Annotated in this window: 30 protein-coding genes; 10 read left to right on the top strand and 20 right to left on the bottom strand. The window is 59.2% G+C overall.

Features of this window, described 5'->3' with window-relative positions; translation table 11 throughout:
* Nucleotides 1-170: 170 nt before the first annotated feature.
* The 5 genes from AB4N33_RS21345 to AB4N33_RS21325 are packed head-to-tail and all read right to left on the bottom strand — an operon-like array spanning nucleotide 171 to nucleotide 4079.
* A complete protein-coding gene (locus tag AB4N33_RS21345; RefSeq protein ID WP_460119313.1) occupies nucleotides 171-806 on the bottom strand; it encodes an SCO family protein in 636 nt (211 codons plus the stop codon).
* Entirely contained in the window at nucleotides 803-1702 is a 900-nt protein-coding gene (gene cyoE / locus AB4N33_RS21340) for a heme o synthase (RefSeq protein ID WP_460119311.1), read from the bottom strand. Before cyoE ends, AB4N33_RS21345 begins: the two co-directional genes overlap by 4 nt.
* Nucleotides 1690-2769 (bottom strand): COX15/CtaA family protein, encoded by a 1080-nt coding sequence (locus AB4N33_RS21335; RefSeq protein ID WP_460140583.1) that lies wholly within the window; start codon nucleotides 2767-2769, stop codon nucleotides 1690-1692. Before AB4N33_RS21335 ends, cyoE begins: the two co-directional genes overlap by 13 nt.
* A 10-nt stretch (nucleotides 2770-2779) precedes the next feature.
* Entirely contained in the window at nucleotides 2780-3373 is a 594-nt protein-coding gene (locus tag AB4N33_RS21330) for a hypothetical protein (RefSeq protein ID WP_460119307.1), read from the bottom strand.
* Nucleotides 3339-4079: an SURF1 family protein gene (locus AB4N33_RS21325; protein ID WP_460140582.1), complete on the bottom strand. Its 741-nt coding sequence runs from the start codon at nucleotides 4077-4079 to the stop codon at nucleotides 3339-3341. The genes AB4N33_RS21330 and AB4N33_RS21325 overlap by 35 nt, the downstream gene beginning before the upstream one ends.
* A gap of 68 nt (nucleotides 4080-4147) precedes the next feature.
* Between AB4N33_RS21325 and AB4N33_RS21320 the strand changes: the two genes are divergently transcribed.
* Nucleotides 4148-4351 carry a twin transmembrane helix small protein gene (locus tag AB4N33_RS21320; protein WP_150765453.1) on the top strand — a complete coding sequence of 68 codons (204 nt, stop codon included), beginning with the start codon at nucleotides 4148-4150 and terminating at the stop codon, nucleotides 4349-4351.
* Nucleotides 4352-4415: 64 nt separating this feature from the next.
* On the opposite strand, the gene AB4N33_RS21315 is transcribed toward AB4N33_RS21320, so the two are convergent.
* The 4 genes from AB4N33_RS21315 to coxB all read right to left on the bottom strand — a co-directional run bounded on the left by AB4N33_RS21315 (nucleotide 4416) and on the right by coxB (nucleotide 8794).
* Complete coding sequence (locus AB4N33_RS21315) at nucleotides 4416-5303, bottom strand: cytochrome c oxidase subunit 3 (RefSeq protein ID WP_460119303.1); 888 nt, start codon at nucleotides 5301-5303, stop codon at nucleotides 4416-4418.
* Nucleotides 5304-5328: 25 nt separating this feature from the next.
* Nucleotides 5329-5880: a cytochrome c oxidase assembly protein gene (locus AB4N33_RS21310; protein ID WP_476458197.1), complete on the bottom strand. Its 552-nt coding sequence runs from the start codon at nucleotides 5878-5880 to the stop codon at nucleotides 5329-5331.
* Between the two features lie 117 nt (nucleotides 5881-5997).
* The gene (ctaD, locus tag AB4N33_RS21305) at nucleotides 5998-7584 is read right to left on the bottom strand and encodes a cytochrome c oxidase subunit I (RefSeq protein WP_460119299.1); all 1587 of its coding nucleotides are present in this window, start codon (nucleotides 7582-7584) and stop codon (nucleotides 5998-6000) included.
* An 82-nt stretch (nucleotides 7585-7666) separates the two neighbouring features.
* Nucleotides 7667-8794 (bottom strand): cytochrome c oxidase subunit II, encoded by a 1128-nt coding sequence (coxB, locus tag AB4N33_RS21300; protein ID WP_476458196.1) that lies wholly within the window; start codon nucleotides 8792-8794, stop codon nucleotides 7667-7669.
* Nucleotides 8795-9165: 371 nt separating this feature from the next.
* On the opposite strand from coxB, the gene AB4N33_RS21295 reads away from it, so the two are divergent.
* On the top strand, nucleotides 9166-9807 hold the full coding sequence (locus AB4N33_RS21295; RefSeq protein WP_460119295.1) for a hypothetical protein: 642 nt from the start codon (nucleotides 9166-9168) through the stop codon (nucleotides 9805-9807).
* Between the two features lie 51 nt (nucleotides 9808-9858).
* Here AB4N33_RS21295 and AB4N33_RS21290 read toward each other — a convergent pair whose 3' ends face one another.
* From AB4N33_RS21290 to AB4N33_RS21280, 3 genes are all read right to left on the bottom strand, one after another.
* Nucleotides 9859-11385, bottom strand: a complete 1527-nt coding sequence (locus tag AB4N33_RS21290) for a SulP family inorganic anion transporter (protein ID WP_476458195.1) — start codon at nucleotides 11383-11385, stop codon at nucleotides 9859-9861.
* Between the two features lie 90 nt (nucleotides 11386-11475).
* Entirely contained in the window at nucleotides 11476-12207 is a 732-nt protein-coding gene (locus AB4N33_RS21285) for a carbonic anhydrase (RefSeq protein ID WP_460119292.1), read from the bottom strand.
* A gap of 244 nt (nucleotides 12208-12451) precedes the next feature.
* Nucleotides 12452-13510 carry a PA0069 family radical SAM protein gene (locus AB4N33_RS21280; RefSeq protein ID WP_476458194.1) on the bottom strand — a complete coding sequence of 353 codons (1059 nt, stop codon included), beginning with the start codon at nucleotides 13508-13510 and terminating at the stop codon, nucleotides 12452-12454.
* Nucleotides 13511-13734: 224 nt separating this feature from the next.
* Between AB4N33_RS21280 and AB4N33_RS21275 the strand changes: the two genes are divergently transcribed.
* Nucleotides 13735-14040, top strand: coding sequence for a hypothetical protein (locus AB4N33_RS21275; RefSeq protein ID WP_476458193.1), 306 nt, complete (start codon nucleotides 13735-13737; stop codon nucleotides 14038-14040).
* A gap of 159 nt (nucleotides 14041-14199) precedes the next feature.
* Nucleotides 14200-14841 carry a dual specificity protein phosphatase family protein gene (locus AB4N33_RS21270; protein WP_460119286.1) on the top strand — a complete coding sequence of 214 codons (642 nt, stop codon included), beginning with the start codon at nucleotides 14200-14202 and terminating at the stop codon, nucleotides 14839-14841.
* 44 nt (nucleotides 14842-14885) lie between these two features.
* Here AB4N33_RS21270 and AB4N33_RS21265 read toward each other — a convergent pair whose 3' ends face one another.
* Together AB4N33_RS21265 and prlC are read right to left on the bottom strand one after the other, a co-directional pair.
* Nucleotides 14886-15173, bottom strand: coding sequence for a YheV family putative zinc ribbon protein (locus tag AB4N33_RS21265; RefSeq protein WP_460119284.1), 288 nt, complete (start codon nucleotides 15171-15173; stop codon nucleotides 14886-14888).
* Entirely contained in the window at nucleotides 15170-17248 is a 2079-nt protein-coding gene (gene prlC, locus AB4N33_RS21260) for an oligopeptidase A (RefSeq protein WP_476458192.1), read from the bottom strand. Before prlC ends, AB4N33_RS21265 begins: the two co-directional genes overlap by 4 nt.
* Nucleotides 17249-17310: 62 nt before the next feature.
* On the opposite strand from prlC, the gene AB4N33_RS21255 reads away from it, so the two are divergent.
* Together AB4N33_RS21255 and AB4N33_RS21250 are read left to right on the top strand one after the other, a co-directional pair.
* Entirely contained in the window at nucleotides 17311-17856 is a 546-nt protein-coding gene (locus tag AB4N33_RS21255; protein WP_460119280.1) for a gamma carbonic anhydrase family protein, read from the top strand.
* A gap of 28 nt (nucleotides 17857-17884) precedes the next feature.
* Nucleotides 17885-18535 (top strand): HAD family hydrolase, encoded by a 651-nt coding sequence (locus AB4N33_RS21250; RefSeq protein WP_460119278.1) that lies wholly within the window; start codon nucleotides 17885-17887, stop codon nucleotides 18533-18535.
* Between the two features lie 91 nt (nucleotides 18536-18626).
* Here the strand turns inward: AB4N33_RS21250 and AB4N33_RS21245 are convergent, their stop codons facing one another.
* Complete coding sequence (locus tag AB4N33_RS21245) at nucleotides 18627-19721, bottom strand: aminopeptidase (RefSeq protein ID WP_460119276.1); 1095 nt, start codon at nucleotides 19719-19721, stop codon at nucleotides 18627-18629.
* A 60-nt stretch (nucleotides 19722-19781) separates the two neighbouring features.
* Between AB4N33_RS21245 and AB4N33_RS21240 the strand changes: the two genes are divergently transcribed.
* On the top strand, nucleotides 19782-20204 hold the full coding sequence (locus AB4N33_RS21240) for a PA0061/PA0062 family lipoprotein (RefSeq protein ID WP_460119274.1): 423 nt from the start codon (nucleotides 19782-19784) through the stop codon (nucleotides 20202-20204).
* A gap of 40 nt (nucleotides 20205-20244) precedes the next feature.
* Nucleotides 20245-20664: a PA0061/PA0062 family lipoprotein gene (locus AB4N33_RS21235; RefSeq protein ID WP_460119272.1), complete on the top strand. Its 420-nt coding sequence runs from the start codon at nucleotides 20245-20247 to the stop codon at nucleotides 20662-20664.
* A 5-nt stretch (nucleotides 20665-20669) separates the two neighbouring features.
* Here AB4N33_RS21235 and AB4N33_RS21230 read toward each other — a convergent pair whose 3' ends face one another.
* Nucleotides 20670-20909 carry a DUF1161 domain-containing protein gene (locus AB4N33_RS21230; RefSeq protein WP_460119270.1) on the bottom strand — a complete coding sequence of 80 codons (240 nt, stop codon included), beginning with the start codon at nucleotides 20907-20909 and terminating at the stop codon, nucleotides 20670-20672.
* A 149-nt stretch (nucleotides 20910-21058) separates the two neighbouring features.
* A complete protein-coding gene (locus tag AB4N33_RS21225; protein ID WP_460119268.1) occupies nucleotides 21059-21490 on the bottom strand; it encodes an OsmC family protein in 432 nt (143 codons plus the stop codon).
* A gap of 238 nt (nucleotides 21491-21728) precedes the next feature.
* Between AB4N33_RS21225 and AB4N33_RS21220 the strand changes: the two genes are divergently transcribed.
* Nucleotides 21729-22730 carry an LLM class flavin-dependent oxidoreductase gene (locus tag AB4N33_RS21220; protein ID WP_460119266.1) on the top strand — a complete coding sequence of 334 codons (1002 nt, stop codon included), beginning with the start codon at nucleotides 21729-21731 and terminating at the stop codon, nucleotides 22728-22730.
* Nucleotides 22731-22794: 64 nt separating this feature from the next.
* On the opposite strand, the gene AB4N33_RS21215 is transcribed toward AB4N33_RS21220, so the two are convergent.
* The gene (locus AB4N33_RS21215; RefSeq protein ID WP_460119264.1) at nucleotides 22795-23019 is read right to left on the bottom strand and encodes a DUF1161 domain-containing protein; all 225 of its coding nucleotides are present in this window, start codon (nucleotides 23017-23019) and stop codon (nucleotides 22795-22797) included.
* Between the two features lie 122 nt (nucleotides 23020-23141).
* The gene (locus AB4N33_RS21210; protein WP_460119262.1) at nucleotides 23142-23357 is read right to left on the bottom strand and encodes a dodecin; all 216 of its coding nucleotides are present in this window, start codon (nucleotides 23355-23357) and stop codon (nucleotides 23142-23144) included.
* Between the two features lie 155 nt (nucleotides 23358-23512).
* Here AB4N33_RS21210 and AB4N33_RS21205 point away from each other — a divergent pair, with 155 nt between their 5' ends.
* Nucleotides 23513-23836: an ElaB/YgaM/YqjD family protein gene (locus AB4N33_RS21205; RefSeq protein WP_460119260.1), complete on the top strand. Its 324-nt coding sequence runs from the start codon at nucleotides 23513-23515 to the stop codon at nucleotides 23834-23836.
* Here AB4N33_RS21205 and AB4N33_RS21200 read toward each other — a convergent pair.
* Entirely contained in the window at nucleotides 23812-24726 is a 915-nt protein-coding gene (locus AB4N33_RS21200; protein WP_476458191.1) for a LysR family transcriptional regulator, read from the bottom strand. The two genes, AB4N33_RS21205 and AB4N33_RS21200, sit on opposite strands and share 25 nt — an antisense overlap.
* Nucleotides 24727-24821 lie beyond the last annotated feature (95 nt).

The following is a 24821-nucleotide window of genomic DNA, read 5'->3' as shown; positions in this document are numbered from 1 at the left end:
GACAAAAAAGGGGCGCATTGAATGCGCCCCTTTTTTGTGCCTGCAATTTCGCCCCCTGTAGGAGCGAGCATGCTCGCGATGGAGGACCAGACAACGCGGGGCGTCAGGCCGTCAGCGTTATCGTTGAAGCCCATCGCGAGCAAGTTCGCTCCTACAGGTAGAGATGTTGACTATTTACGTTGAAGCATCACCGGCAACTGCGCCACCAGCTTCTGGTTGTTCAACGGTGCGCGGATGAAGCCGCGTTGCTTGCCGTCCGGGCCGATCACCGCGAGGTTGCCGCTGTGGTCCACGGTGTAGTTGGGCTTGCTGGTGTCGGCCGGGATGAACGGGATGCTCACGGCATTGGCCAGCTTCTGGATGTCGTCCACCGAGGCGGGCGTCAGGCCCTGGAATTGCGGGTCGAAGTAGCCCAGGTACTGCTTGAGCTGCTTGGGCGTGTCGCGGTTCGGGTCGACGCTCACCAGGATAATCTGCAGGTTATTCACGGCCTCTGGGGGCAGCTCGCTCTTGATCTGACGCAGTTGGGCGAGAGTGGTTGGGCAGATGTCCGGGCAGAAGGTGTAGCCCAGAAACAGCAGTGACCACTTGCCTTGCAGTTGATTGACCGCGACCGGTTTACCGTCCTGGTCTGTCATTGTCACGTCCGGCAGCGTGCGGCTTTGGGGCAACAGGATGATCCCGGCGTCGATCAACGCGGTGGGGTCACCCTGGCCTTTGCCGGACAGCACTTTGTTGATGGTCAGTCCCAGGACCAGCGCGATCAGGGCGACAAGGATAAAGACGGTTTTCTGAGTTCGAGTCATAGGTTCAACAATAGGTAGTGGTCTACGAGCAGCGCGATAAACAGCAGGAATAAGTAGTAGATAGAATACTTGAACGTGTTGATCGCCGCGTGTGGTCGAGTGCCACGGTACAACACCACGGCCCATTGCAGGAACCTCGCGCCCAGGCCCAGCGCGCAAATCAGGTACAGCGTGCCGCTCATGTGGATCACATAGGGCAACAGGCTGACGGCCAGCAGCGCGAAGGTGTAGAGAAGGATGTGGACCTTGGTGTAGTGCTCGCCGTGGGTGACCGGCAGCATCGGGATGTCGGCCTTGGCGTATTCCTCCTTGCGGTGAATGGCCAGGGCCCAGAAGTGCGGCGGGGTCCAGGCGAAGATGATCAGCACCAGCAACAAGGGTTCAGCGCTGACGTGACCGGTGGCAGCGGTCCACCCCAGCAGCGGTGGGGCGGCACCTGCCAGGCCACCGATGACGATGTTCTGCGGCGTCGCGCGTTTGAGGAAACCGGTGTAGACCACGGCGTACCCCAGCAAGGACGCAAGGGTCAGCCAAGCGGTCAGCGGGTTGGTGAAGGCCAGCAGCAGCGCCTGGCCCAGCAAAGCCAGAATCAGGGCGAAGGTCAGCGCCGCCGTGGGGGAGACGCGGCCTTCGGCCAATGGTCGCTTGTGGGTGCGGGCCATTACCGCATCTATCCGCCGATCCACCACGTGGTTGACCGCCGCCGCCCCGCCGGCACACAAGGCGATGCCTAGGTTGCCAAATACCAGCACGGTCCATGGCACCCCGGCACGGGTCGCGAGAAACATGCCGACCAGCGAGGTGATAAGCATCAGCACCACCACCTTGGGCTTGGTCAGTTCCAGATAGTCACGCCAGATCGCCTGGCCGTGACGCGCGCTGGTCAGAGTCGCCATGGCATCTCTCCTTTTATTGTGATGGGCCTGGCCGAGGGCTTGCGGGGGCTGAACCGCCAACGTCCCAGGGAGGGTTGCCGGACGCGAACCAGGCTGGTTCGTGCGTGGTAATTAACCAGCACCAGAGTCAACAGCAACGCGGCACCTCCGGCGTTATGGGCGACGGCCACCGGCAGCGGCAGGTGAAATAGCACGTTGCTGATGCCGAGGGTGATTTGCGTGGCGAGCGCGATCAGGACCAGACCGGCCAGGCGCGTCATGCCGACGACTTTCAACTGCCACGCCAGCCCCAGCAGCACCAGCGTGACCAACAATGCACCGATTCGGTGAGTCAGGTGAATGGCGGTACGGGCGTCGCTGTCCAGTTGCCCGCCAAGATAATTCGGGCCGATGTGCTGGGTCAGGTGAAAGCCGTTGGCGAAGTCCGCAGGTGGCAACCATTGCCCGTGGCAGGTCGGGAAATCGATACAGGCCACGGCGGCGTAGTTGGAGCTGACCCAGCCACCCAGGGCAATTTGCAGGATCACCAGCAGCAACCCGGCGGTCGCCCAATATTGCAGACGCCGGGGCACCGTTAATGCCGGCAGCACGCCGGACAATCGCAGGGTCAGCAGGAACAGCAGGCTCAATGTCGCGAAACCGCCGAGCAAGTGCCCGGTGACCACTTGCGGCCACAACTTGAGCGTCACCGTCCACATGCCGAACGCGGCCTGCGCAAGCACCACGGCCAACAGAAACAACGGCAGCTTCACCGGCTGCCCCGGATGACGCCGATGTACCCAGGCTCGACCGGCCAGCACCGAAATCAACAGCCCCAATGTGCCAGCGAAATAGCGGTGGACCATTTCATTCCAGCCCTTGTGGGCTTCGACAGGTGAGTCAGGAAAATGCAGCTCCGCATGGGCCAGTTGGGCTTCGCTTTTGGGCACGCTGATAAAGCCATAGCAGCCAGGCCAGTCCGGGCAGCCGAGGCCGGCGTGGGTCAGGCGGGTGTAGGCGCCGAGCAGCACCACGATCAACGCCAGCAGGGTGGCAAACAGCGCGAGGCGAAATCCAGGTTTGGCCATGACGATGCCCTTATCCGATGTTCGACAGTTTCAGCAGATGCCGCAGGTCATTGAGCAGGTCCTTGCCCTTCACCGTCGGGTCGTAGCGCAGCACCAGGTTGCCATGCGGGTCGATGATCCACAGCTGGGGCATGGTCTGCTCGTGGGTGGATTTGCTGAATGTGGTCAGGTCCATGGGGTAGCGTTGAAGTTGCGGGTATTCGCGGGTCAGCTTGGCGTCGTAATCGCTGTTCAACGGTTGCGCAACCGCCAGTGCGTGGCTGGCACGCGAGGCATCGCGGCCAAGGCCGATCTGGATCTGCCGCGCCAGATACACCAGTTGCTGGCAATCCACGGAGCAATCCTTGGGCGCCGTTACCAGCAACTGCCAACGCTCGTCCTGCACCTGCACCCCAAGGTCGGCGCGTGTCTGGCCGTTTCCGATCAATTCGCCGTGATAGCTGCGGCCCTCGGGCACCCAGAACTGTAATTTGTACATGCCGGTGGCGAGGATCATCGGACCGATCACCCCCAACAGGATCAGCAACAACTGCAAGCGACCCTTGCGCCGGTTAACCGGTCTTTTTGCCTCAGACATGCTGGGTGGATTCATGGCCGCTCCCATGGTGTTTCTCCTTTGCGTTGTGCCAGCCGAGGTAAATGAACAGGCCGAGCAGGGCGATCGCCATGGCAAACCACTGCACGGCGTAGGCGATATGTTTTTCCGGGCCAAGAGCGACCACCGGCCAATCGACCCGGTAGGCCGCTGGGCCGCCTTCTTCGCGTAGTTCGTAGGCAAAGCCTTCACGATCCAGGGCAGTCCAGAGTTTGGCGGGATCGACAACGGTTACCAGCTCTGGCCAGGTGGTGCTGGTCGGATCGGCGTGTAACTGAAACGTCGCGCCGGGCGGAACATAGACCCAGGCATCAAGCGTCAGCGACTGGGTCGGCGTGGTGAATTGCGGCGGCGTGCGCCGGTCCGGCCAGGGTAACCAGCCACGATTGACCAGCAGCCACAATCCGGTGGCCTGGTCCCGGAACGGTTGCAGCAATTCCACGCCAACCTTGCCATCGCGTTGGCGGTTATCCAGCAGCAGGCTATGGGCGGCATCGAATTGGCCTTGCAGGCGCACGCGACGAAAGGCCGGGTCTTGCGTATGTTGCAGCTCAGTGCTGGCCATGGGCTGCGCGGCACGACGCTCGGCATAGGTGCTCAGCAGCGCGGTTTTTTCCGCGCCACGGCCCAATTGCCAGAAGCCGAGCGACACCAGTAGCGGCAGCAGCAATGCAACCACCAGTGTCGGTACGACGCCTGGCCGGAAGCGCTTCATGGCGTCGCCAGAAAGTAGCTGGTCACGAAAGCTATACTCAAATGCATCGCCTTCCCCGGAGTTTCCCCATGCTCAAGGCAGCTATCGTCCTGATGCTGATTGCCACGGTTGTCAGCCTGTTCAGCGGCCTGTTTTTTCTGGTCAAGGACGACAGCAGCTCAAACCGCCTCGTCATTGCCTTGAGTGTTCGTGTGGCCCTGGCCGCCATCACCGTCGGCTTGATCGCCTGGGGCTTTTTCAGCGGCCAGTTGGTGTCCCACGTTTCGTGGTAGTTACGATCTGCAAGCTGCAAGCGCTTCAACCTTGAGGCTTGCAGCTCGAAGCTTGCAGCTGCTGTCAGAGCACATAAACGAAAACGAACAGACCGATCCACACCACGTCCACAAAGTGCCAATACCAGCTCGCCGCCTCGAAGCCGAACTGATGTTCGTTATCGAAGTGCCCGCGCAGGATGCGCATCAGCATCACGAACAGGATGATGGTGCCAATGGTCACGTGGGCGCCGTGGAAACCGGTGAGCATGAAAAAGGTCGCGCCGTAGATGCCCGAACCCAGGGTCAGGCCCAGCTCGTTGTAAGCGTGCATGTATTCTTCAGCCTGGAAACCGAGGAACGCGCAGCCCAGTAGCACGGTGATCGCCAGCCAAAGTTTCAGCGCGCCGCGATGGCCCTTTTTCAAGGCATGGTGGGCGATGGTCACGGTGACGCTGGAGCTGACCAGAAGCACGGTATTGAGCAGCGGCAGGCCCCAGGGGCTGATGACTTCCTTGGGCGGTGGAAAAAGTTTGGAGTCCGGGTTGTTCAGCAGTGGCCAGGTGAACTCGAAGCCTGGCCACAGCATATGGGCGAGGCCTTTGGTGCCTTCGCCGCCCAGGGCTGGGCCAGACACGTGGCGCACGTAGAAAAGCGCGCCAAAGAAGGCGATGAAGAACATGACCTCGGAGAATATGAACCAACTCATGCCCCAGCGAAACGAACGGTCCATCTGCGCGCTGTACAAGCCCGCGCGACCTTCCTTGATCACCGCTCCGAACCAGCCGAACAACATGTAGGCCAGCAGCAGGCCGCCGACGAAAAAGATCAGCGGACCGTGGGATTCCGGACGCGCAGCCTTCAGGTCGTTGAACCAGGTCGCCAGGCCGAACACGGTGACGAACATGCCCACCGTGGCAATGATCGGCCATTTGCTCTGGGCCGGTACGTAATAGTGCTCATGAGTTGCCATTTATTGTTCTCCTTATCGGGCACGCTCAACCGCCAGTATTTACGGCAACCGGTGGATGTCGGGCGGTGATATCGAACAGCGTGTAGGACAGCGTCAGGTGCTTCACATCCTTGGGCATGTCACGGTCAACGATGAAACGTACCGGCATCTCGATCCGTTGACCGGGCTGCAGCACTTGCTGGGTAAAGCAGAAACATTCGGTCTTGTGGAAATACGCTGCCGCCGCGCTGGGCGCAATGCTCGGCACGGCCTGGGCGCTCATCGGGCGGTCGGTCGGGTTGTGCGCGATGAAGATCATTTCGTTCACCGCGCCCGGGTTGGTCGTCAACTCATCCTGTTTGGGGTAGAAATCCCAGGACATGTCGGCGGAATTGGTCGACAGGAACTGCACGCGCACCTGCCGCGAGGCGTCGACTATCTGCTCACCCTCGTACTGCCCCGCAGTTTTGCCGTTGATGCCGAACACTTTGCACATCACGTCGTAGATCGGCACCAGGGCAAACCCGAAGACGAACATCGCCACCACCACCAACAACAGGCGGGTGACCAGTTTTTTCATCGAAATCGAGTCAGCCATGGTCAGAAATCCCTGTAGGAGCGGGCTTGCCCGCGATGGCGGCGTATCTGGCACACCGCGTCAGCTTCATCGCAGGCAAGCCAGCTCCCACAGAGGTTAGTGTCAGGCAGTCAATGTTCATTTCACTTCCGGCGGCGTGGTGAAGGTGTGATACGGCGCCGGTGACGGAATGTTCCACTCCAGCCCCTCGGCGCCATCCCACGGTTTGGCCGGTGCTGGCGGGCCGCCGCGAATGGTCTTGATCACGATGAAGAGGAAGAACAGTTGTGTGGTGCCGAACATGAACGCGCCGATCGACGACACCATGTTGAAGTCGGCGAACTGCAGGTTGTAGTCCGGAATCCGTCGCGGCATGCCGGCGAGCCCGACGAAGTGCATCGGGAAGAACGCCATGTTCATGCCGATGAACGATAGCCAGAAATGCAGCTTGCCGAGGGTTTCGTCGTACATGTGGCCGGTCCACTTCGGCATCCAGTAATAGGCGGAGGCGAAGATCCCGAAGATCGCACCCGGCACCAGCACATAGTGGAAGTGCGCAACCACGAAGTAGGTGTCCTGGTACTGGAAGTCCGCCGGTGCGATGGCCAGCATCAACCCGGAGAAGCCTCCGATGGAGAACAGGATCACGAACGCCACCGCGAACAGCATCGGCGTCTCGAACGTTAGCGAGCCTTGCCACATGGTGCTGGCCCAGTTGAACACCTTCACCCCGGTCGGCACTGCAATCAGCAGCGTGGCGTACATGAAGAACAATTCGCCCACCAACGGGATGCCGACCACGAACATGTGGTGCGCCCAAACGATGAAGGACAGGAAGGCGATGCTCGCCGTTGCGTAGACCATCGAGGTGTAGCCAAACAGCGGTTTGCGCGAGAAGGTCGGGATGATCGAGCTGACGGCGCCGAACGCCGGCAGGATCATGATGTACACCTCGGGGTGACCGAAGAACCAGAACACATGCTGGAACAACACCGGGTCACCGCCACCGGCGGCACTGAAGAAGCTGGTGCCGAAGTGGATGTCCATCAGCATCATGGTCACGCACCCGGCCAGCACCGGCATCACGGCGATCAGCAGGAACGCGGTGATCAGCCAGGTCCAGACGAACAGCGGCATTTTCATCAGCGTCATGCCGGGGGCGCGCAGGTTGAGGATGGTGGCGATCACGTTGATCGCGCCCATGATCGAACTGATCCCCATCAAGTGGATGGCGAAGATGAAGAAGGTCACGCTTTGCGGCGCATAGGTCGTCGACAGCGGAGCGTAGAACGTCCAGCCAAAGTTCGGTCCGCCGCCAGGCATGAACAATGTCGACACCAGCAGCAGGAACGCCGCAGGCAACAGCCAGAAGCTGAAGTTGTTCATCCGTGGCAGGGCCATGTCCGGAGCGCCGATCATCAGCGGCACCATCCAGTTGGCGAGGCCGACGAAGGCCGGCATCACCGCACCGAAGACCATCACCAGGCCGTGCATGGTCGTCATCTGGTTGAAGAACTCCGGCTGGACGATTTGTAACCCTGGCTGGAACAGCTCGGCGCGAATCACCATCGCGAACGAGCCGCCCAGCAGGAACATGGAAAACGCGAACCACAGGTACAAGGTGCCAATGTCTTTGTGGTTGGTGGTCAGAACCCAGCGCATCAGGCCTTTGGCGGGGCCGTGGGCGTGGTCGGCATGACCATGGTCATCGATGACGGCGCTCATGGTTTGGCTCCTGCAAACAGTTGGGCTGGGCAGGTCGGGGCGCGTTGCCCCGACCGGTTGCTTACATGCGCAATGGACCGTGTCATTTGCTTTCCGCCTGTTTCAGCTCCAGCACTTCTTTAGGAGTGACCATGTCGCCCTTGTTGTTACCCCAGGCGTTACGTTCATAGGTCACGACCGCCGCGATATCGACTTCCGAGAGCTGCTTGCCAAACGCCGCCATCGCGGTGCCAGGCTTGCCGTGGTAGACGATGCTCAGGTGGGCGTCTTTCGGTCCGGTGGCGATTTTCGACCCCTTGAGTGGCGGGAACATCGGCGGCAGGCCCTGGCCCTCGGCCTGGTGACAGGCCACGCAAGTGGTGTGATAGACCTTGTCACCACGCTCCTTGAGCTCTTCGAGGGTCCATTCCTTGGAGGTTAGCTCTTTGAGTTGCGCCGCCTCTGCCTTGCGCTCGCCCAGCCATTTCTCGTAATCGGCCTTTTCCTTGACCTCCACCACGATTGGCATGAAACCGTGGTCCTTGCCGCACAGCTCGGCGCACTGCCCGCGATAGATGCCGGGCTTATCGATGCGGGTCCAGGCCTCGTTGACGAAACCGGGAATGGCATCGCGCTTGACCGCGAATGCCGGCACCCACCACGAATGGATGACGTCGGCAGAGGTCACCAGGAAGCGCACCTTGGCACCGATCGGCAGCACCAGCGGCTTGTCGACCTCCAGCAGGTAGTGTTCGCCCTTGGCTTCCTTGTTGTGGATCTGGTCGGCGGGCGTGGCCAGATTGCTGAAGAACTCGACATCCTGGCCCAGGTATTTGTAGTGCCACTTCCACTGATAGCCGGTGACCTGGATATCGATATCCGGCTCACTGGCGTCGTACATCTTGATCAGGGTGGCCGTCGCGGGGATCGCCATCGCCACCAGGATCAGGAACGGCACGATGGTCCAGAGAATTTCGACGGTGGTGCTTTCATGAAATTTTGCGGCCACCTGCCCGGTCGAGCGGCGGTGGAGGATCATCGACCAGAACATGGCGCCGAAGACGATGATGCCGATCACTACACAGATCCAGAAAATGGTCATGTGCAGGTCAAACACAGCGTGACTGATTTCAGTCGCTCCAGGCGCCATATTCACAGTCCATGCGGCGTGTGCCGGACTGAAAATCGACCACAACAGGAGGCCCATCCAGACTTGTGGATGTCGCATCATTGCGGGTTCCCCTTATCGTTCTTGTTATCCCGCCGGCTTTCACCTGCGGCAAGGGAGCGGCTGCATCAGACTACGAACTTGAATCGCCGGGCCTTGCTGCGTGGGCAGTCGGGCGTCATCAGCTAACTCCATTCAAACCCGAGTATAGACAGCGAGTGGGACCTCGCAATGTCAGGGCGTAAATCATCTGAAACAGCTGGGACTTGCGTTGAAGGTCCCGAATGGAGAAGGATGCAGACGAGTGGTGGCAAATGGTTATAACTTTGCTGTCTCAACGATGAAACAATTATGACAAATGCGTCTTAAGCGTTTCGGTCACCCAGCTAAGTTATGTCTTCCCTATTTCATTGCCTTCGTTTCCTGGAGTATTCATGAACACCGCCGCATTGCGCGAGCAGATCCAAAAAGCCCAACAACACGAAGCCGATACCGGTCTGCTGATGCGTCAGCTGGAAAGCAAACTGCCTCAACTGCATCCTTCGATCCAATTGCCGGAAGCGGATGCCCACGGCGTGCTGACGCGTTTTGTCGCTGCCTACATCGATGAAGTGCCGGATCTGTTGGATGCAGCCAATGAAGTCGCCAGGGAAGCCGGTATCGAGTCACAGATCAAACCGGTACTGAAAATTGCCGAGCAGTACTTCCTCCAACCTCCCAATATCATGGCGGGGCATGTCGGGCTGGACAGTCTGCTGGATGAAGCCTATCTGGCGCATCGGTTCGTCGAAGAGGTCAACGACCTGTACATCAAGCATTTTGGCCAGCCATTGATCCCCTTGGACATGACGGTTGCCAATCTCATTGCCCACCAATTGATCGGTGAGGCCTTTGCCAACCAGTTGGACGAAGTGGTGCACCACGCGGTCGTGAGCATGCTCGACGACGAGAGCTTCGCGCTGGAGTCGGTAGAGGTCTACCGGGAAAAACTCAGCAGCCCGGACACCGGCGCTGCCTGGAAGCGCTGGCCGTGCATGTCGCGCCGACTGGGTGTGGGGCTTGAGTTGGAGGCGTGAGCCTTTACCCTAACCCCTGTAGGAGCGAGCATGCTCGCTCCTACAGGTTATTTATACGGCCGAACCTATTCCGGTATTCGTCCGCACACGCCCTTCCAGCCTGCGCTTCAACCCCCGCGACTCAATCACCAACTTCGAACCCTTGGCCGCATTGGCCCGTCCCCATTCTTCCAGCAGTTCCAGGCACGAGTGATCGATGTAGCTCAGGTTGTTGAGCGGAACATGCACTCTCGAGCCATCGGGGATGGTCCCTAGCACCTGCGTGAGGGCCGGTACCTTGAGAAAGGTCGCGGCGCCGACCAGGCGCAATTCCATCTCTCCATCCCTGGGCAGGTCGATCAGGCTAATCTTCAACCGCGAAGCCTTCAGCGCCAGCTTCACCAGGGTCAGGCCAAAACCGATCAGCACGCCGGTCAACAAATCAGTAAAGATGATCGCCAAGGCAGTGGCCGCGTAAGTGAACATCGGCATCCGGCCATAGCGTCCCAAACCCTTGAAGACCTTCAAGTCCACCAACTTGAAGCCAGTGTAGACCAGCACACCTGCCAGGCTCGCCACCGGAATGCTCTGCAGCACGCTGGACAACAGCAACACGAACGCGAGCAACCAAAGGCCATGGAAGATCGTTGAAAAACGGGTTGAGGCGCCTGCCTGGACGTTGGCCGAACTGCGCACGATTACACCCGTCATCGGTAATGCGCCCAACAGGCCGCAGAGCATATTGCCGACGCCCTGGGCACTGAGTTCGCGGTCGAAGTCCGAGCGCTGGCCGCTGTGCATGCGGTCCACCGCCGCGGCGGACAGCAGGGTCTCGGCGCTGGCGATGAACGCGACGGCAAGGGCTGCGATCAGCAGCGTCGGGTCCGCAAGGTTGAGCAAGTCCGCCGGTTTCAGCCAGTCGATGGCCTCTGCCAGATTGGCTGGGACCTCCACCCGTTTGACCTGCAACGCCAGCAGCAGGCTGGCGCCCGTGGCCAAGCCGACGCCGAGCAAGGCGCCGGGAATGAACCGCAGGGAATGCGGACGGAATTTTTCCCACAACCACATCACGGCAATGGTCGAAAGACCCAGCAATCCCGCTTGCCAGCCAACCGACGGCAACGCTTGAATCAGCGCTGCTGGAAAAGCTGCCAGGTTATCCAGCCCAGAGGCTTTGGGCGCTGCGTCGAGCATCACGTGCACCTGTGACAACACGATCAGCACGCCAATCCCGGCGAGCATGCCGTACACCACCGCTGGGGCCGTGACTCGAAACCAGCACCCCAGCTTCAGTCGGCCGGCCACCAGTTGCAGCAAACCGGCCAGCAACAGAATGGGTCCGAGCATGGCGATGCCATGCTGGCGCACCAACTCAAACACCAGCACGGCCAAACCTGCGGCCGGCCCACTGACTTGCAACGGCGAGCCTGCGAGCCAGCCCACGACCAGTCCGCCGATGATGCCAGTGATAAGGCCTTTGGCCGGCGGTAATCCCGAGGCGATGGCGATGCCCATGCACAAGGGCAGGGCGACCAGAAACACAACCACCGAAGCCAATAGCTCCCGTGGCAGAACAGCTTTGAGTTGCGCTGCACGCATAGTGATTCTCCCGAAGTTTTCTTCAGGCATGGCGAGGCCGGACCGCTGAAACAGCGGCCGGCATCAAACCACACAGATTTTTAGGAGGATTTAGAAGCGCGCTTTGGGCGTCGCCACCGGAATCGGTCGGCTGCCGTCGAGCGGCAGGAAGTCGCCCTGGTCCGCATCGTAGGCTTTGATCTTGCTGGTTTCGATGTCGTAGACCCAGCCATGAATGAACAGCTGACCGTTCGCCATGCGCGAGGCTACCGAGGGGTGGGTACGCAAGTGCTGCAGTTGGGCGATGACGTTTTCCTCGGTGAGGACATGCATCGTCTCGTTTTCATCGGCGCAGTTACAGTTGTCGTGCACCATGGTTTTCGCCACTTCGGCATGTTGCAGCCAGGCTTTTACCGTGGGCATCTTTTCCAGGCTGGCGGGGTTTAGTACTGCACGCATGGCGCCGCAATCGGAGTGGCCGCAGATGATGATGTGCTGCACACCCAGCGCCAATACCGCGTATTCGATGGCGGTGGAAACGCCGCCATTCATCTGGCCGTAAGGCGGGACGACGTTACCGACGTTGCGGGTGACGAACAGATCGCCCGGCGAACTGTGGGTGATCAGTTCGGGCACGATGCGCGAGTCGGCGCAGGTAATGAACATCGCCCGGGGTTTTTGCGCCGTGGCGAGTTTCTTGAACAGTTCTTCCTGCTGCGGAAAAACCTCGTGATGAAAATGCAAAAAACCGTCAACGATGTGTTGCAGCGCTGCATCGGCGCTTTCTGCCTCGGGTGAGGCCGAAACCGACGCAGCCAACGGCTGTTTATCCTTGTCACTCATGAAGTCTTCCTCATTGGCGGAGTCAGGGGAATTTTCCCGTTTTGTCCGGCGTGAAGCCAGTGGCTGTTTAAAAAACGTCCAGGTGAGAGATCTCGACCCGTCAGTCACTCGATGAACAAGGTAGTCGTTGAAACTTAACTCAAACTGAATCAAAGGCTCTGGGACGTGTGTTCCAGATCATGTCAAGCGTGACCGGACTGAATCTTTCATACATTCCCACTCATGAACCATAGGCCTATTGTCCTTAAATCAGCGACATCTGGCGACCCGGCGGACAAAAGGCATCGCAGTCCAGATTGAAACCATCACGATGGTTGAGCCCCAGGCGTTTGATCGTCTTGGCAAAACGTTGCGCCAGCAGGTCGGCAAACGGGCCCTCCCCCCGCATCCGACTGCCAAATCGACTGTCGTAGAGCTCTCCGCCCCGGCTCTGGCGGATTAGACTCAACACATGGGCAGCCCGCTGGGGGTAATGGGCCGCCAGCCACTCCTCGAACAATGGCGCCACTTCCAGAGGCAGGCGCAACATCATGTACGCCGCACTTTGCGCTCCCGCCGCGTCTGCCTCGGTCAGCAGGTTTTCAAGCTCGCTGTCGTTGATCATCGGAATCATCGGCGAGCACAGTACGCCCACTGGAATCCCGGCCTCGCGCATCACGCGAATAGCCCGAAGGCGGGCCTTGGGAGCGGCGGCACGGGGTTCGAGGATGCGTTTGAGCTCATCGTCCAGGGTCGTGAGGCTGATCATCACCGCCACCAATCGCTGCTCGGCGAGTTCAGCCAACAAATCGAGGTCGCGCAGGATCAACGAGCCCTTGGTGATGATGGTCACCGGGTGCCTGTACCGCAGCAGTACCTCCAGGGTTTTGCGGGTGATCTTGTGCTCGCGTTCGATCGGCTGATAAGGATCGGTGTTGGAGCCCAGGTTAATCGGAGCGCACTGGTAGCCGCGCTTGCTCAACTGTTCTTCGAGCACCTCGGCCGCGTTGGTCTTGGCAATCAACCGGGTTTCGAAATCCAGCCCGGGCGACATATCCCAATAGGCATGACTGGGCCGCGCATAGCAGTAAATGCATCCGTGCTCGCAGCCACGGTAGGGATTGATGGAGCGGTCGAAGGGCAGGTCAGGCGAGTTGTTACGGGTGATGATGGTTTTCGCTTTCTCGATTTGCACCTCGGTGCCCTGAGTGACCGGTGCTTCTTGAAACCAGCCGTCGTCGTGCGTCACCGAGCGGTTCGGGGCGAATCGGTTGTGCGGGTTGGTGGCGGTGCCGCGACCGCGGGGTGGTAAAGGCGTGTTCATCGGGCAGCACTCAAAAACTGTATGCATATACAGTATAGAAGGTCGTGCAAATCGGCCAGTGCCGTTTGGCACTTCACATTGCCGATGTGTGTTGTCCTCTTGGTTATAGAGAGATCGTTGCAACTCTGGGAAACATAAAGCGAATAGCTCGAAAGTTACCTTGATAAGTAATATCCAACTCGCACGAGGTGTCGTGTATTCACTTATTAAATGGAACTTAAAGTATGTCGTTTTTTAATCAACGCGGTATCTTTTTACAACTATTGGCCCCCAGTGCGACCAATCCTCGGGAAGCACAAGTCTCTATGCAACTTGCTCGCAAGGAGTCGATTTGGAATCCAGAAATAGAGCAGGTGAAGGAGACCCTTGAGGATAACGTCTACGTGACGGCGGTCTCCGACGACGGCGGCCGCTCCTTCGATATCAAGAATTTGAAGAGCGATATCGACGGTGACGGCGATATCGATAATGACGACAGGGAAAAATTGTTGGCCCTGGCCGCTGCTTATTCGGCAATCGTCAACCCTTGATAGTTTTATCGAACGAGCCTGCATGAAATTCATGTAGGCTCGTTTTTGAAGTAAGCACGCCAACGTTTTGCTGTTCACAATCTTTTGACAGGACGCTCACGGTCCTTTGACCGTTTACGGCTCAACATCGGCGCCATCATCCTTTCATGGTCGTCAAGTATGTCTTCACGTTCAATTTGCGCGATGTGCCTGTCGCTGGTTGCCTTGTTCAACCTGACGTTCGCGGTCGCTGACGACTCGGTCGTGTCCCACCCCTCGGATTGGGCCCAACCGGTCGAGGCCCGGTACAACCTTTTCCAGATGTCCCCGACTCTTTATCGCAGCGCGCTACCCGACAGTACTGCGGTGCCGCTATTGGAAAAGCTCGGCATTGCGACTGTGATCAACTTCCTGCCGGAGTCCGATTCCAGTTGGCTGGCCAAGCCCGGTATCGAACGTGTTCAGTTGCCTTATCGTACCAATCATGTGGACGATGCCGATGTCATCAAGGCTCTGCGCACGATCCAGACGGCCGAAGCCAAAGGGCCAGTGCTGATGCACTGCAAACATGGTTCCGATCGCACTGGCCTGATGGCCGCCATGTATCGGGTGGTCGTGCAAGGTTGGAGCAAGGAAGATGCCCTGAGCGAAATGACCGAGGGCGGCTTTGGTGACAACAAGCACTTCAAGGACAGTATCCGTTACATGATGCAGGCCGACGTGGAAAAACTGCGCACGGCGCTGGCCAACGGGGATTGCAGCACCAGTCCGTTTGCCGCGTGCTCCATGAAAAACTGGTTCAAGTCAGCCCACGTCGAATGAGTGGCGCCCGCCACCGCAATGCGCGGTGGCGGCGATGCCGGGCATCAGTGCTGCTCGTCAGGCTTTTTCTTCAGTTTCGGGTTCGGGAAAAACTGCACCGCCTGAACCTTGGCGTCTGGCACCTTCAGCGCTGAAACGTTGACCCGCGTCCCTAACTCCTTCGGCACCGACAGCCCTTGTTCATTTAGGGTATCGGTATAACCGCAGGCCACACACTCGCGATGCGGGACGCTGTCCTCGCTCCACATCATGAGCTTATCCGGCTCGCTGCACGCCGGGCAGACCGCCCCGGCGATGAAGCGTTTTTTTGTCTTCACAGGCACCTCACTCATGCTGCTGCTTCCTCACTGAGGCCGCTGTGGCGCAACAGTGCGTCAATCGAAGGGGCGCGGCCACGGAAGTCGACGAACAGCACCATCGGCTCCTGGGAACCACCGCGTGCCAGGATCGCCTCACGGAACGCGCGACCGGTTTCGGCGTTGAGTACGCCGTCTTCTTCAAATTTGGAGAAGGCGTCGGCTGACAGCACCTCAGCCCATTTGTAGCTGTAGTAGCCGGCTGCGTAACCGCCGGCGAAAATGTGCGCGAAGCTGTTGGGGAAGCGGTTGTACGCGGGTGGGCGCATGACCGACACCTCGTCTCGCACGCCTTCGAGCACCTGCAATACACCGCGGCCATCGCCGTGGGTCGCGTGCAGTTCGAAGTCGAACAACGAGAATTCCAGCTGGCGCACCATCATCAGACCGGATTGGAAATTCTTCGCGGCGAGCATCTTGCCCAGCAGGTCTTGCGGCAGGGGCTCGCCGGTTTCGAAGTGACCGGAAATCAGCGCCAGGCCTTCCGGCTCCCAGCACCAGTTTTCCATGAACTGACTCGGCAGTTCGACCGCATCCCACGCCACGCCATTGATGCCGGACACACCCGCGTGTTCTACGCGGGTCAGCAGGTGGTGGAGGCCGTGACCGAACTCGTGGAACAGGGTGGTGACTTCATCATGGGTCAATAGCGCTGGCTTGCCGCTGTCGGCCGGGGTGAAGTTGCACACCAGGTTGGCTACCGGGCTTTGCAGTGCACCCCCTGCCGTGCGGCGACGGTCGCGGGCGCCGTCCATCCAGGCACCCCCACGCTTGTTGGCGCGCGCATAGAGATCAAAGAAGAAGCGACCGACATGCTGGCCGTTTTCCTTGATTTCAAACAGGCGCACATCCGGGTGCCAGGTGTCGAATCCTTTTTGCTCCGTGATCTCGATGCCGTACAGGCGCTGGACGATGGCAAACAGGCCGCTCAGCACTTTGTCGATCGGGAAGTAGGCGCGCAGAGCTTCCTGGGCCACGCTGTAGCGCTGTTCGCGCAGTTTTTCACCGTAGAATCCACTGTCCCAGCTTTGCAGGTCCGGGCAACCCTGCTCGGCGGCGTAGGCCTTGAGCTGTTGCAGGTCCTGTACGGCAAAGGGTTTGCTGCGCTTGGCCAGGTCGCGCAGGAAACTCAGCACGTGATCGCTGGACTCGGCCATTTTGGTGGCCAGGCTCAACTCGGAGAAGCTGGCGAACCCGAGCAGTTTGGCCAGCTCCTGCCGCAGATCGAGGATCTCTTCCATGACAGGGCCGTTGTCGTTCTGGCCGGCATTCGGGCCTTGGTCCGACGCGCGGGTGCAGTACGCCGCGTAGACTTCTTCACGCAGGGCACGGTCTTGGGCGTACGTCATCACGGCGTAGTAGCTGGGGAATTCCAGGGTGATCAGGAAACCTTCCAGTCCTTTAGCCTGGGCGGCTGCGGCCATCTGTGCCTTGGCCGAATCGGTCAGGCCCGCGAGGGCGGCTTCGTCGATCACGTGTTTGGTCCAGGCTTGCGTGGCGTCGAGCAACTGGTTGGAGAAGCGGCTGCCCAGTTCCGAGAGCTTGCTCTGCACTTCGGCATAACGTTTCTGCTCGGCTTCCGGCAGGTCGATACCCGACAGGCGGAAGTCACGCAGGGAATGTTCCAGGATAGTTTTTTGCGCCACGTCGAAACCGGCGGCTTCGGGACTGTTGGCCAGGGCCTGGAAGGCTTCGAACAATTCGCGGTTCTGGCCCAGCTCAGTGGAGTAGGCACTCAGGGCCGGCAGGCACGATTCATACGCTTCACGCAGTTCGGCGCTGTTACACACGGCATTGAGGTGGCTGACCGGGCTCCACGCTGCGCCCAGGCGATCGTTGAGTTCATCCATCGCCAGTACCAGGCCGGCCCAGGTCGGTTGTTTGCCCTGGGTCTTGAGGATCTCGATAATAGCGGCGCGGTTGTCAGCCAGGATCTGTTCAATGGCCGGTTGCACGTGTTCGGCACGGATCGCGGAAAACGGCGGCAGGTCGTAGGACTGCAAAAGAGGGTTGTTCACGCTCACGGTTGACACCTTGGCTGGAAGAAACATGCAGCCATCTTAATTACAATCGACGCTCACCGCAGCTATCAGCGACAGAGAGAAACACTATCGTGAACCTTCGCAAGTACCAGAACCACACGCCGTTGCTCGGCAAGGGCGCTTTTGTCGACCGTTCAGCGGTGGTGATCGGCGACGTCGAAATCGGCGATGACAGCTCGGTTTGGCCGCTCACGGTGATTCGTGGCGACATGCACCGCATCCGCATCGGTGCGCGCACCAGCGTGCAGGACGGCTGTGTGCTGCACATCACCCACGCAGGGCCTTTCAACCCGGAGGGTTTCCCGTGCCTGATCGGCGATGACGTGACCATCGCCCACAAGGTCATGCTGCATGGCTGCACCGTCGGCAGTCGCGTGTTGATCGGCATGGGCAGTATTGTCATGGACGGTGCGGTGGTCGCCGATGATGTGATCATCGGCGCCGGCAGCCTGGTGCCGCCGGGCAAGCGCCTGGAAAGTGGTTTCCTCTATGTTGGCAGCCCGGTGAAGCAGGTACGGCCGTTGACGGACAGGGAGCGGGCCTTTTTCACCTACAGCGCGGCGAACTACGTGAAACTCAAGGACCTGCATCTGGCCGAAGGCTACGACCAGGCCTGACCCCCGAAGCTCCAATTCAGGATTCGAAATGCATTACCAAACCGTTTTGTTCGACCTCGATGGCACCCTGACCGATCCGCGTGAGGGGATCACCCGGTCGATCCAGTTCGCCTTGGGCAAACTGGGGATCGACGAGCCCGACCTGAGCAAGCTCGAGCACTTCATCGGTCCGCCTTTGTTGCAGGCGTTCATGCAGTTCTATGACTTCGACGAAGCCAAGGCCTGGGAGGCGGTGAATTTTTATCGCGAGCGTTTCAAGGTTACCGGACTTTACGAGAATCGCGTCTTCGAGGGCGTCACACCGTTGCTGGAAACCCTGAGCGGGCAAGGGCGGCAGTTGTACATCGCCACGTCCAAGCCGTGGATCTTTGCTCGGGAAATTGCCCGTCATTTCGATTTTGCCCGGCACTTCAAGGTGATCTACGGCAGCGAACTGGACGGCACCCGCACCAATAAAGTCGAGCTCATCGCCCACCTGATGGCGGAAGAAGACCTGGACCCGGCCAATACCCTGATGATTGGCGACCGCAAGCACGACCTGATGGGTGCGCATAGCAACGGCCTGGATGCGGCAGCGGTGGGGTATGGGTTTGGCAGTCGCGAAGAGCTGAGCGCCGAGGCGCCGGCTTATCATTTCCAAACGCTGGTCGAGATGCACCAGGCGTTTTTGCGGCGTTAGCAAGAAAGCTATCGCGGGCAAGCCCGCTCCCACAATGTATTTTGTAAACAATGCAAATCCCTGTGGGAGCGCGCTTGCCCGGGATAGGGCCCTACAAGCCGCCAGATTTGTCTGCCTCCGCCAAAGCCCTCAATGCCGCCTTCCGCTCCTCGATCGGCAACACCGCCAACTTCTCCACCGCGGCATAGAAAGCCACCCAATTGCCATTTTGTTGCCTGAACAACTCCGCAAACGCCGGCACCCACTGGTCATACAAACCAAACGGCAATAAACGTGCGTTGTTCATCGGCGCGTTTATCCACGCGTCATAACGTTTATCCCCGGCCCACTGACTATCCCGCAACGTACGGTACTCGCTGCGCAGCCGTTCGAATTCCGCGGCCTTGCGCTTGCGCATCTCCCCGGCGGCCAACGGCTGCGCGTACAACCGTTCAAGCCTTGAGCGCGTCTGCAGGACCAGTTCGATGAATTGATCCCGTTGCTGCCCCTGATGCCCCTTGTCCGGCGGCAAACCGCGATAGGCGCGCCACTGCCGCGTGCCTTGCTGTTCCACAAATGTGGCGAAGGACTCGTTGAACTCCGTGTCGTCCTTCACATAAACACGCTGGTGCGCCAGCTCATGGAAGATCAGCGTCGCCAGCCGCTCGTCACCCCAACCCGTCATCGAGCTGACGATCGGATCGTTGAACCAACCGAGCGTCGAATAAGCCTCGACGCCGCCGATCGACACGTCCATACCTTGCTCTCGCAGCAAAGCCGCCTGGCCTCGGGCCGCACTCTGGGTGTAGTAACCGCGGTAGGCGACGCAGCCGGCGATGGGGAAACAATGGTTTTGCGGCGACAGAGAAAACTCCGCCGTGGCGAACACGTTCCAGACGACGAACGGTCGACCAATATCGGCGTACAGGCGGTAGCTCTGGTTATCCGGCAGATGCAGTTGCTGGCTGGCGAATGTTCGTGCCCTCTGCGACTCGGCCAGTCGCGCGCGCAAAATCGGGTCGCGGGACGGGTCGGCAATGACCTGCGAAACCGGCTCCCGGGCGCGCAGCAATTGCAGCTGACCATTGGCCAGTTGGCCGTAGTAACTGACGCTGGTGCAGCCATTGATTAATAAAAGCAGCGTACCTGGAAACAAAACGCGCAAAACGCGATCAAGTAACCCAAGGCTTGGAAGCGGCCTGATCAAAATAAAATCATCCCTGGAAAGTCTGCCCGCAAGACTATCCCGCCTGACTGGAGCTCCGCTATGCGCAAGATGATGCTGACGGGAAGCCTGTTGATGCTGACAGGTTGTGCAGGTTTCGGTTTACCCCACCATGACCCCTCGCAAGCGTGGATCGATCTTGATTCGCCACAGCAAGACACCGCGCTCCAGGCGCTGGAGGTCGATGCCAAGGCTTCCACGGACAAACGCTATTTCGAGGTTCAGCCTGGCAGCCATGAGCTGACGGTGCGTTATCAGTTTGCGGTGGAGCCGAGCAACATTGGGCCGGGCGCCGAAACACTTTGGCGCGATTGCCAGATGAACGTGAAATTCAACGGCTTCAATGCCGGTGAGAAATATCAGCTGCAAGCCGGCAATATCGGCTTCCGGCCGTGGGCCAAACTCTATGATCAACAGCGAAACGTGATTGGCCAGGGCACACCGGCAGGCTGCCAGCGGACCTGATCGGCGCTATGCTGAATGTCTAATCCTCGGGACATTCATCATGCGCAGGTTGTTGCTATTGCTCGTGGCTGGCGCCATCGCTGGCTGCCAGAGCCCTTTACCGGCGGTCAATCCACAGATGGCCTGGGTGGATTTTGCGACGCCCACTCCCGGTGGCAAGCTGATGATGGCTGAACGCCTGGATCACCAGCGCTTGCGCGACGGGCGTTTTTTCCAGGTCACCCCCGGCAGCCATGAACTGCGTGTGCGCTTCGATTTTGAGGTCTTTGGCGGTGGTGGCAGCCTGATGACCGGCCCCGTGGAGCGGTTGTGCTACCTGACCATCCGCTACGACCATTTCGAAGCGGGCCAACGCTACGTGTTGGAAGGCCGCTCCCTGGCGTTCACGCCCAGCGCCCGGCTGTACAACGCCAAGCGTGAGATCGTGGCCGAAGACCGGGAAGTCAACTGCATCATCTAAGTGAATCAGCGGTCGTTCTTCTGGTAGATGATGGCTTTGGTGCCGTTATCGCAAGTGCCGACGACCATGGCGACGTCATGCTTTTCGGCTTCTTCCTTCGACACGATTTCCAGCGTGTAGGAGGGCACGGCATTCGCCTGGATTTTCACCTCGATTTCGTTCTTCAATTCTTCGCAGTCCTTGGGCGCGGCCAATGCCGAAGTTGCCAGCGCAGTGCAAATAACCGCCAGGGCAAAACGTTTCATCGATGAAGCTCCTTTAAGGCAGCACGCAGAGGTTTGCGTTTTCGTTGCTGTCATTTATTCGACCACAAACGCGCCGTTCGGGTTTTGTTTCTGCGTAAAAAAATCGCAGCCGGGGCAGGCTGCGATTCGTCTGTCGCGGCGAGGTGAAATCAGCTGACCAGTGTGGCCTCCAGCGTGATCTTTGCATTCAGCACTTTGGACACTGGGCAACCTTCCTTGGCTTTATTGCTTAGCTCTTCGAATTGCGCCTGGGTGGCACCGGGGATTTTGGCTTTCATGATCAACTTCACGGCGGTGATCGCAAAGCCACCCTCCACCTGGTCAAGCACCACTTCGGCGTTGGTGTCGATGCTGTCGGCCTTGAGGCCGGCGTCGCCGAGAATCATTGAAAAAGCCATGGAGAAGCAGCCTGCGTGGGCCGCGCCAATCAGTTCTTCCGGGTTAGTGCCCTTGCCGCCCTCAAAACGCGCCTTGAAGCCGTATGGCGCTTCTCTCAAAACGCCGGTTTCCGTGGAAATGGAGCCGATGCCGGTTTTCAGATCACCTTCCCAATGCGCCGATGCCTTCTTGGTAATAGCCATGTCTGCCTCCTCAGAATCCGGCGCGAAGTGCCGCGCCTTGGTGGTTTTACTTGCCAAGGTTCTGAGGATAGACGGTGATGCAAAGTTCACCCTATCTGTTAAATCCGACTAAATTCGTAGGAAATTTCCACGCGCCTCTTGAAACTCGGGTATATGCCCTCATTGCATGAAGCACGCTATGCATTCGGCAGGTTTTCGTTCGTCATAAAAAACCTGCGCCAATTGGAGAAGCAGGATTATGAAACGACTGTCCGATATCAAGTTTTCGACCCTGGATCTGGTGCCTGTGCGCGAGAACGGCAGCGCGGCTCAATCGCTGCGCAATTCCCTGGACTTGGCGCAGCATGTCGAGAAATTTGGCTACACCCGGTTCTGGGTCGCCGAACACCACAACATGGACGGGATCGCCAGTTCAGCGACCTCGGTGTTGCTCGGTTACCTGGCCGGTGGTACTTCAACGATTCGGGTGGGCTCGGGTGGGGTGATGTTACCCAACCATGCGCCGCTGGTGATTGCGGAGCAGTTCGGCACCCTCGAAAGCCTGTATCCAGGTCGCATTGACCTGGGCCTGGGCCGTGCCCCCGGTTCCGATCAGATGACCGCCCGCGCTCTGCGCCGTGAACGTTCCGGCAGCGCTGACGATTTTCCGGAAGATGTCGCAGAACTGATGCGCTACCTCGGTCCGCGTACACCGGATCAACGTGTCATCGCGATGCCGGGCACCGGCACTCAGGTGCCGATCTGGTTGTTGGGTTCCAGCTTGTTCAGCGCCCAGTTGGCGGGGGAGCGCGGTTTGCCCTATGCATTTGCTTCCCATTTTGCTCCGCGCTTCATGCACGAAGCGATTCGTGTCTACCGCAATCACTTCAAACCATCAGCCGTCCTGGAAAAGCCCTACGTGATGTTGGGTGTTCCGTTGGTGGCGGCTGACACCGATGAACAAGCCGATTACCTGGCGACCTCTGTCTACCAGCGTATTCTCGCGTTGATGCGTGGGCAGAGTCTGGTGCAGCGCCCACCGGTGAAAACCATGGACGGCTTGTGGTTGCCCCATGAGAAAGAAGCGGTCGGTGATTTCCTTGGTCTGGCAATGGTCGGCAGCCCGCAGAAGATTCGCGCCAAACTGGAGGTGCTGGTTGAGCAAACCCAGGCCGATGAGTTGATCTTCACTTGTGACCTGTATGAGCACGCCGACCGCGTGCATTCCTATGAGCTGCTGGCGCAGTTGATGAAGGGCTAAGCCACTCCTACAGGGGTAAGCAGAAAAAAACCGACGCCAATGGCGTCGGTTTTTTTGAGCGCACTCAACCGCGCTTGTAGACAATTTCCTTGGTGCCTTTTTCACAGGTGCCGACCACTTTTCCGTCAGCCGCAGTGCCTTTATCGACAATCTCCAGCGAATAGTTCGACGCACCCTTGGCGTCGATCTTGGCCGCAATTTCGGCCTTCAACTCTTCGCATGGTTTGCCATCAGCCAGCGCTGTACCTGCGAGACTCAACAATCCTACCGCCAACATAAACTTCTTCATCGGTCGCACTCCCTGGTCGGATCAAAGGGAGCATCCAGCCATGTGCCGGATGCACACATATAGCGCTTTGCCATTCCCTATGGCACTCGGCCAGCGCGCAAGTTCAGAAGACTCGCTCAAACTCAGCTGCTGGCAATCTTGAATCCTACTTTGAGTGTCACCTGGAAGTGAGCGGCCTTGCCGTCCCGGATGTGCCCGCGAGTTTCGGTCACTTCAAACCATTCCAGATGCTTGATGCTCTTGTTGGCTTCGGCCAGCGCGTTGTTGATGGCGTCTTCGATGCTGCTGGTAGATGAGCCGACAAGCTCGATTTTCTTGTAGGTGTGATGGTCAGTCATGGGCGTTCTCCTTGGGTGTGAATACAGCCTAGCAGTGATTTTCGTATTACTTCTGGCGGCCAATCCCACGCAGAAGTTCAGATTTACTGCACTTTCTCGAACCCCTGAAGTCCCAATCAACACACGCCACTCATCACCAACGCAGGAGAGCCACCATGGCCAACACCTCTTTACGTAAAGCCTCATTGCAAAGCATGGAAGCCGAGATCGAGAGTCTGCTGAAGTCTTTGGAAAGTCTGAAGGATGACGCCTCGGACGAGTCGCGTAAAACGCTCAAGGCGCTGAAAACCAATGCCGAGAGCGCGCTGAAACATTCGCGTCACCTGCTCAGCGATGCGTATGAGGAAGTCAAAGTCAAAACCCGCGAAACCGGGATCGCCACCCGAGACTATGCACAGGAACACCCTTGGACGACTGCCGGTGTGGCGGTGGGCGCCTTGGGTCTGTTGGCCGCTTATTTGCTGTGCAAACGCGACTGATCTGTCTGGCGCAGCTCGGCTTTCAGCCACTGCGCCAATTGCCGGGCGCGCCCGTCAGCGGCGCGCTTGGGTAGCCACAACGCCAGTTGCGCCGGGGTTTCACTGAAACCCCATGGCGCAATGAGGCGACCGGCCCTCAAGTCCTCGGCCACCAAAGGTTGCGGGGCAATCGCCACGCCCAGCCCGGCTACGGCGGCCTCCAGCAAATAATACAAATGCTCGAAACCCTGCCCGTACTTCAACGCTTTAGCGTCGAGGCCATTTTGCTGTGCCCAGCTTGGCCAGGCTTGCGGTCGTGAGGTGGTGTGCAGCAAAGGTTCGTTCAACAAGGCACTGGCCGGCGCAGTTTCGAGGCGTTGGTAGCCAGTGAAGCGAGGGCTCATCACCGGACCGATGCGTTCGCTGATCAGCTCATGGACCTGCATGTCCGCGGGCCATGGCGGTTCGGCAAACAGCAGCAAGGCATCCAGTCCGGGGCGGCGGGGGTCGAGGTCGCCTTCACCGGCTGAAAGATGCAGGCGCAGATCCGGGAGATCGGCATTCAACCGGCCCAGGCGCGGAATGAACCAGCGCGCCAGCAGGCTCCCCGAGCACCCGAGCACGAAGGGGGCGTCGGCGGTGCTCTGGGTCAGATCGGCGCAGACGGTGCGCAAACGTTCGAAGGCTTCGCCACTGGCATCGCGCAGCCGCACGCCGGCATCTGTGAGTTTAAGGCCGCGACCATCCTTGACGAACAGGCTCACGCCCAAGTGTTCTTCCAGGACTTTCAATTGCCGGCTCACCGCGCCGTGGGTCACGTGCAACTGCTCGGCAGCCTGACTGACACTGTTCAAGCGGGCAGTGGCTTCGAAGGCGCGCAGGGCGTTGAGCGGGGGAAGGTCGTGGCTCATGAGATCTGTGAGTTTTCCTGACAGGTTGCGGCGATCTTATCGGTTTTCAGGCCGGGGCGTCAGGGGTAGAGTTAAGCCCACTTGCTGTTCACCAG

It is taken from the genome of Pseudomonas sp. S1_E05, assembly GCF_056337105.1.
This window is presented reverse-complemented; position numbering and strand designations above follow the sequence as displayed.

Bases quoted from the DNA above. Each gene is read 5' to 3' on its own strand.
- AB4N33_RS21345 (WP_460119313.1), bottom strand. From the start codon at position 806: ATGACTCGAACTCAGAAAACCGTCTTTATCCTTGTCGCCCTGATCGCG.
- cyoE (WP_460119311.1), bottom strand. From the start codon at position 1,702: ATGGCGACTCTGACCAGCGCGCGTCACGGCCAGGCGATCTGGCGTGAC.
- AB4N33_RS21335 (WP_460140583.1), bottom strand. From the start codon at position 2,769: ATGGCCAAACCTGGATTTCGCCTCGCGCTGTTTGCCACCCTGCTGGCG.
- AB4N33_RS21330 (WP_460119307.1), bottom strand. From the start codon at position 3,373: ATGGGAGCGGCCATGAATCCACCCAGCATGTCTGAGGCAAAAAGACCG.
- AB4N33_RS21325 (WP_460140582.1), bottom strand. From the start codon at position 4,079: ATGAAGCGCTTCCGGCCAGGCGTCGTACCGACACTGGTGGTTGCATTG.
- AB4N33_RS21320 (WP_150765453.1), top strand. From the start codon at position 4,148: ATGCTCAAGGCAGCTATCGTCCTGATGCTGATTGCCACGGTTGTCAGC.
- AB4N33_RS21315 (WP_460119303.1), bottom strand. From the start codon at position 5,303: ATGGCAACTCATGAGCACTATTACGTACCGGCCCAGAGCAAATGGCCG.
- AB4N33_RS21310 (WP_476458197.1), bottom strand. From the start codon at position 5,880: ATGGCTGACTCGATTTCGATGAAAAAACTGGTCACCCGCCTGTTGTTG.
- ctaD (WP_460119299.1), bottom strand. From the start codon at position 7,584: ATGAGCGCCGTCATCGATGACCATGGTCATGCCGACCACGCCCACGGC.
- coxB (WP_476458196.1), bottom strand. From the start codon at position 8,794: ATGATGCGACATCCACAAGTCTGGATGGGCCTCCTGTTGTGGTCGATT.
- AB4N33_RS21295 (WP_460119295.1), top strand. From the start codon at position 9,166: ATGAACACCGCCGCATTGCGCGAGCAGATCCAAAAAGCCCAACAACAC.
- AB4N33_RS21290 (WP_476458195.1), bottom strand. From the start codon at position 11,385: ATGCGTGCAGCGCAACTCAAAGCTGTTCTGCCACGGGAGCTATTGGCT.
- AB4N33_RS21285 (WP_460119292.1), bottom strand. From the start codon at position 12,207: ATGAGTGACAAGGATAAACAGCCGTTGGCTGCGTCGGTTTCGGCCTCA.
- AB4N33_RS21280 (WP_476458194.1), bottom strand. From the start codon at position 13,510: ATGAACACGCCTTTACCACCCCGCGGTCGCGGCACCGCCACCAACCCG.
- AB4N33_RS21275 (WP_476458193.1), top strand. From the start codon at position 13,735: ATGTCGTTTTTTAATCAACGCGGTATCTTTTTACAACTATTGGCCCCC.
- AB4N33_RS21270 (WP_460119286.1), top strand. From the start codon at position 14,200: ATGTCTTCACGTTCAATTTGCGCGATGTGCCTGTCGCTGGTTGCCTTG.
- AB4N33_RS21265 (WP_460119284.1), bottom strand. From the start codon at position 15,173: ATGAGTGAGGTGCCTGTGAAGACAAAAAAACGCTTCATCGCCGGGGCG.
- prlC (WP_476458192.1), bottom strand. From the start codon at position 17,248: ATGTTTCTTCCAGCCAAGGTGTCAACCGTGAGCGTGAACAACCCTCTT.
- AB4N33_RS21250 (WP_460119278.1), top strand. From the start codon at position 17,885: ATGCATTACCAAACCGTTTTGTTCGACCTCGATGGCACCCTGACCGAT.
- AB4N33_RS21240 (WP_460119274.1), top strand. From the start codon at position 19,782: ATGCGCAAGATGATGCTGACGGGAAGCCTGTTGATGCTGACAGGTTGT.
- AB4N33_RS21235 (WP_460119272.1), top strand. From the start codon at position 20,245: ATGCGCAGGTTGTTGCTATTGCTCGTGGCTGGCGCCATCGCTGGCTGC.
- AB4N33_RS21230 (WP_460119270.1), bottom strand. From the start codon at position 20,909: ATGAAACGTTTTGCCCTGGCGGTTATTTGCACTGCGCTGGCAACTTCG.
- AB4N33_RS21225 (WP_460119268.1), bottom strand. From the start codon at position 21,490: ATGGCTATTACCAAGAAGGCATCGGCGCATTGGGAAGGTGATCTGAAA.
- AB4N33_RS21220 (WP_460119266.1), top strand. From the start codon at position 21,729: ATGAAACGACTGTCCGATATCAAGTTTTCGACCCTGGATCTGGTGCCT.
- AB4N33_RS21215 (WP_460119264.1), bottom strand. From the start codon at position 23,019: ATGAAGAAGTTTATGTTGGCGGTAGGATTGTTGAGTCTCGCAGGTACA.
- AB4N33_RS21210 (WP_460119262.1), bottom strand. From the start codon at position 23,357: ATGACTGACCATCACACCTACAAGAAAATCGAGCTTGTCGGCTCATCT.
- AB4N33_RS21205 (WP_460119260.1), top strand. From the start codon at position 23,513: ATGGCCAACACCTCTTTACGTAAAGCCTCATTGCAAAGCATGGAAGCC.
- AB4N33_RS21200 (WP_476458191.1), bottom strand. From the start codon at position 24,726: ATGAGCCACGACCTTCCCCCGCTCAACGCCCTGCGCGCCTTCGAAGCC.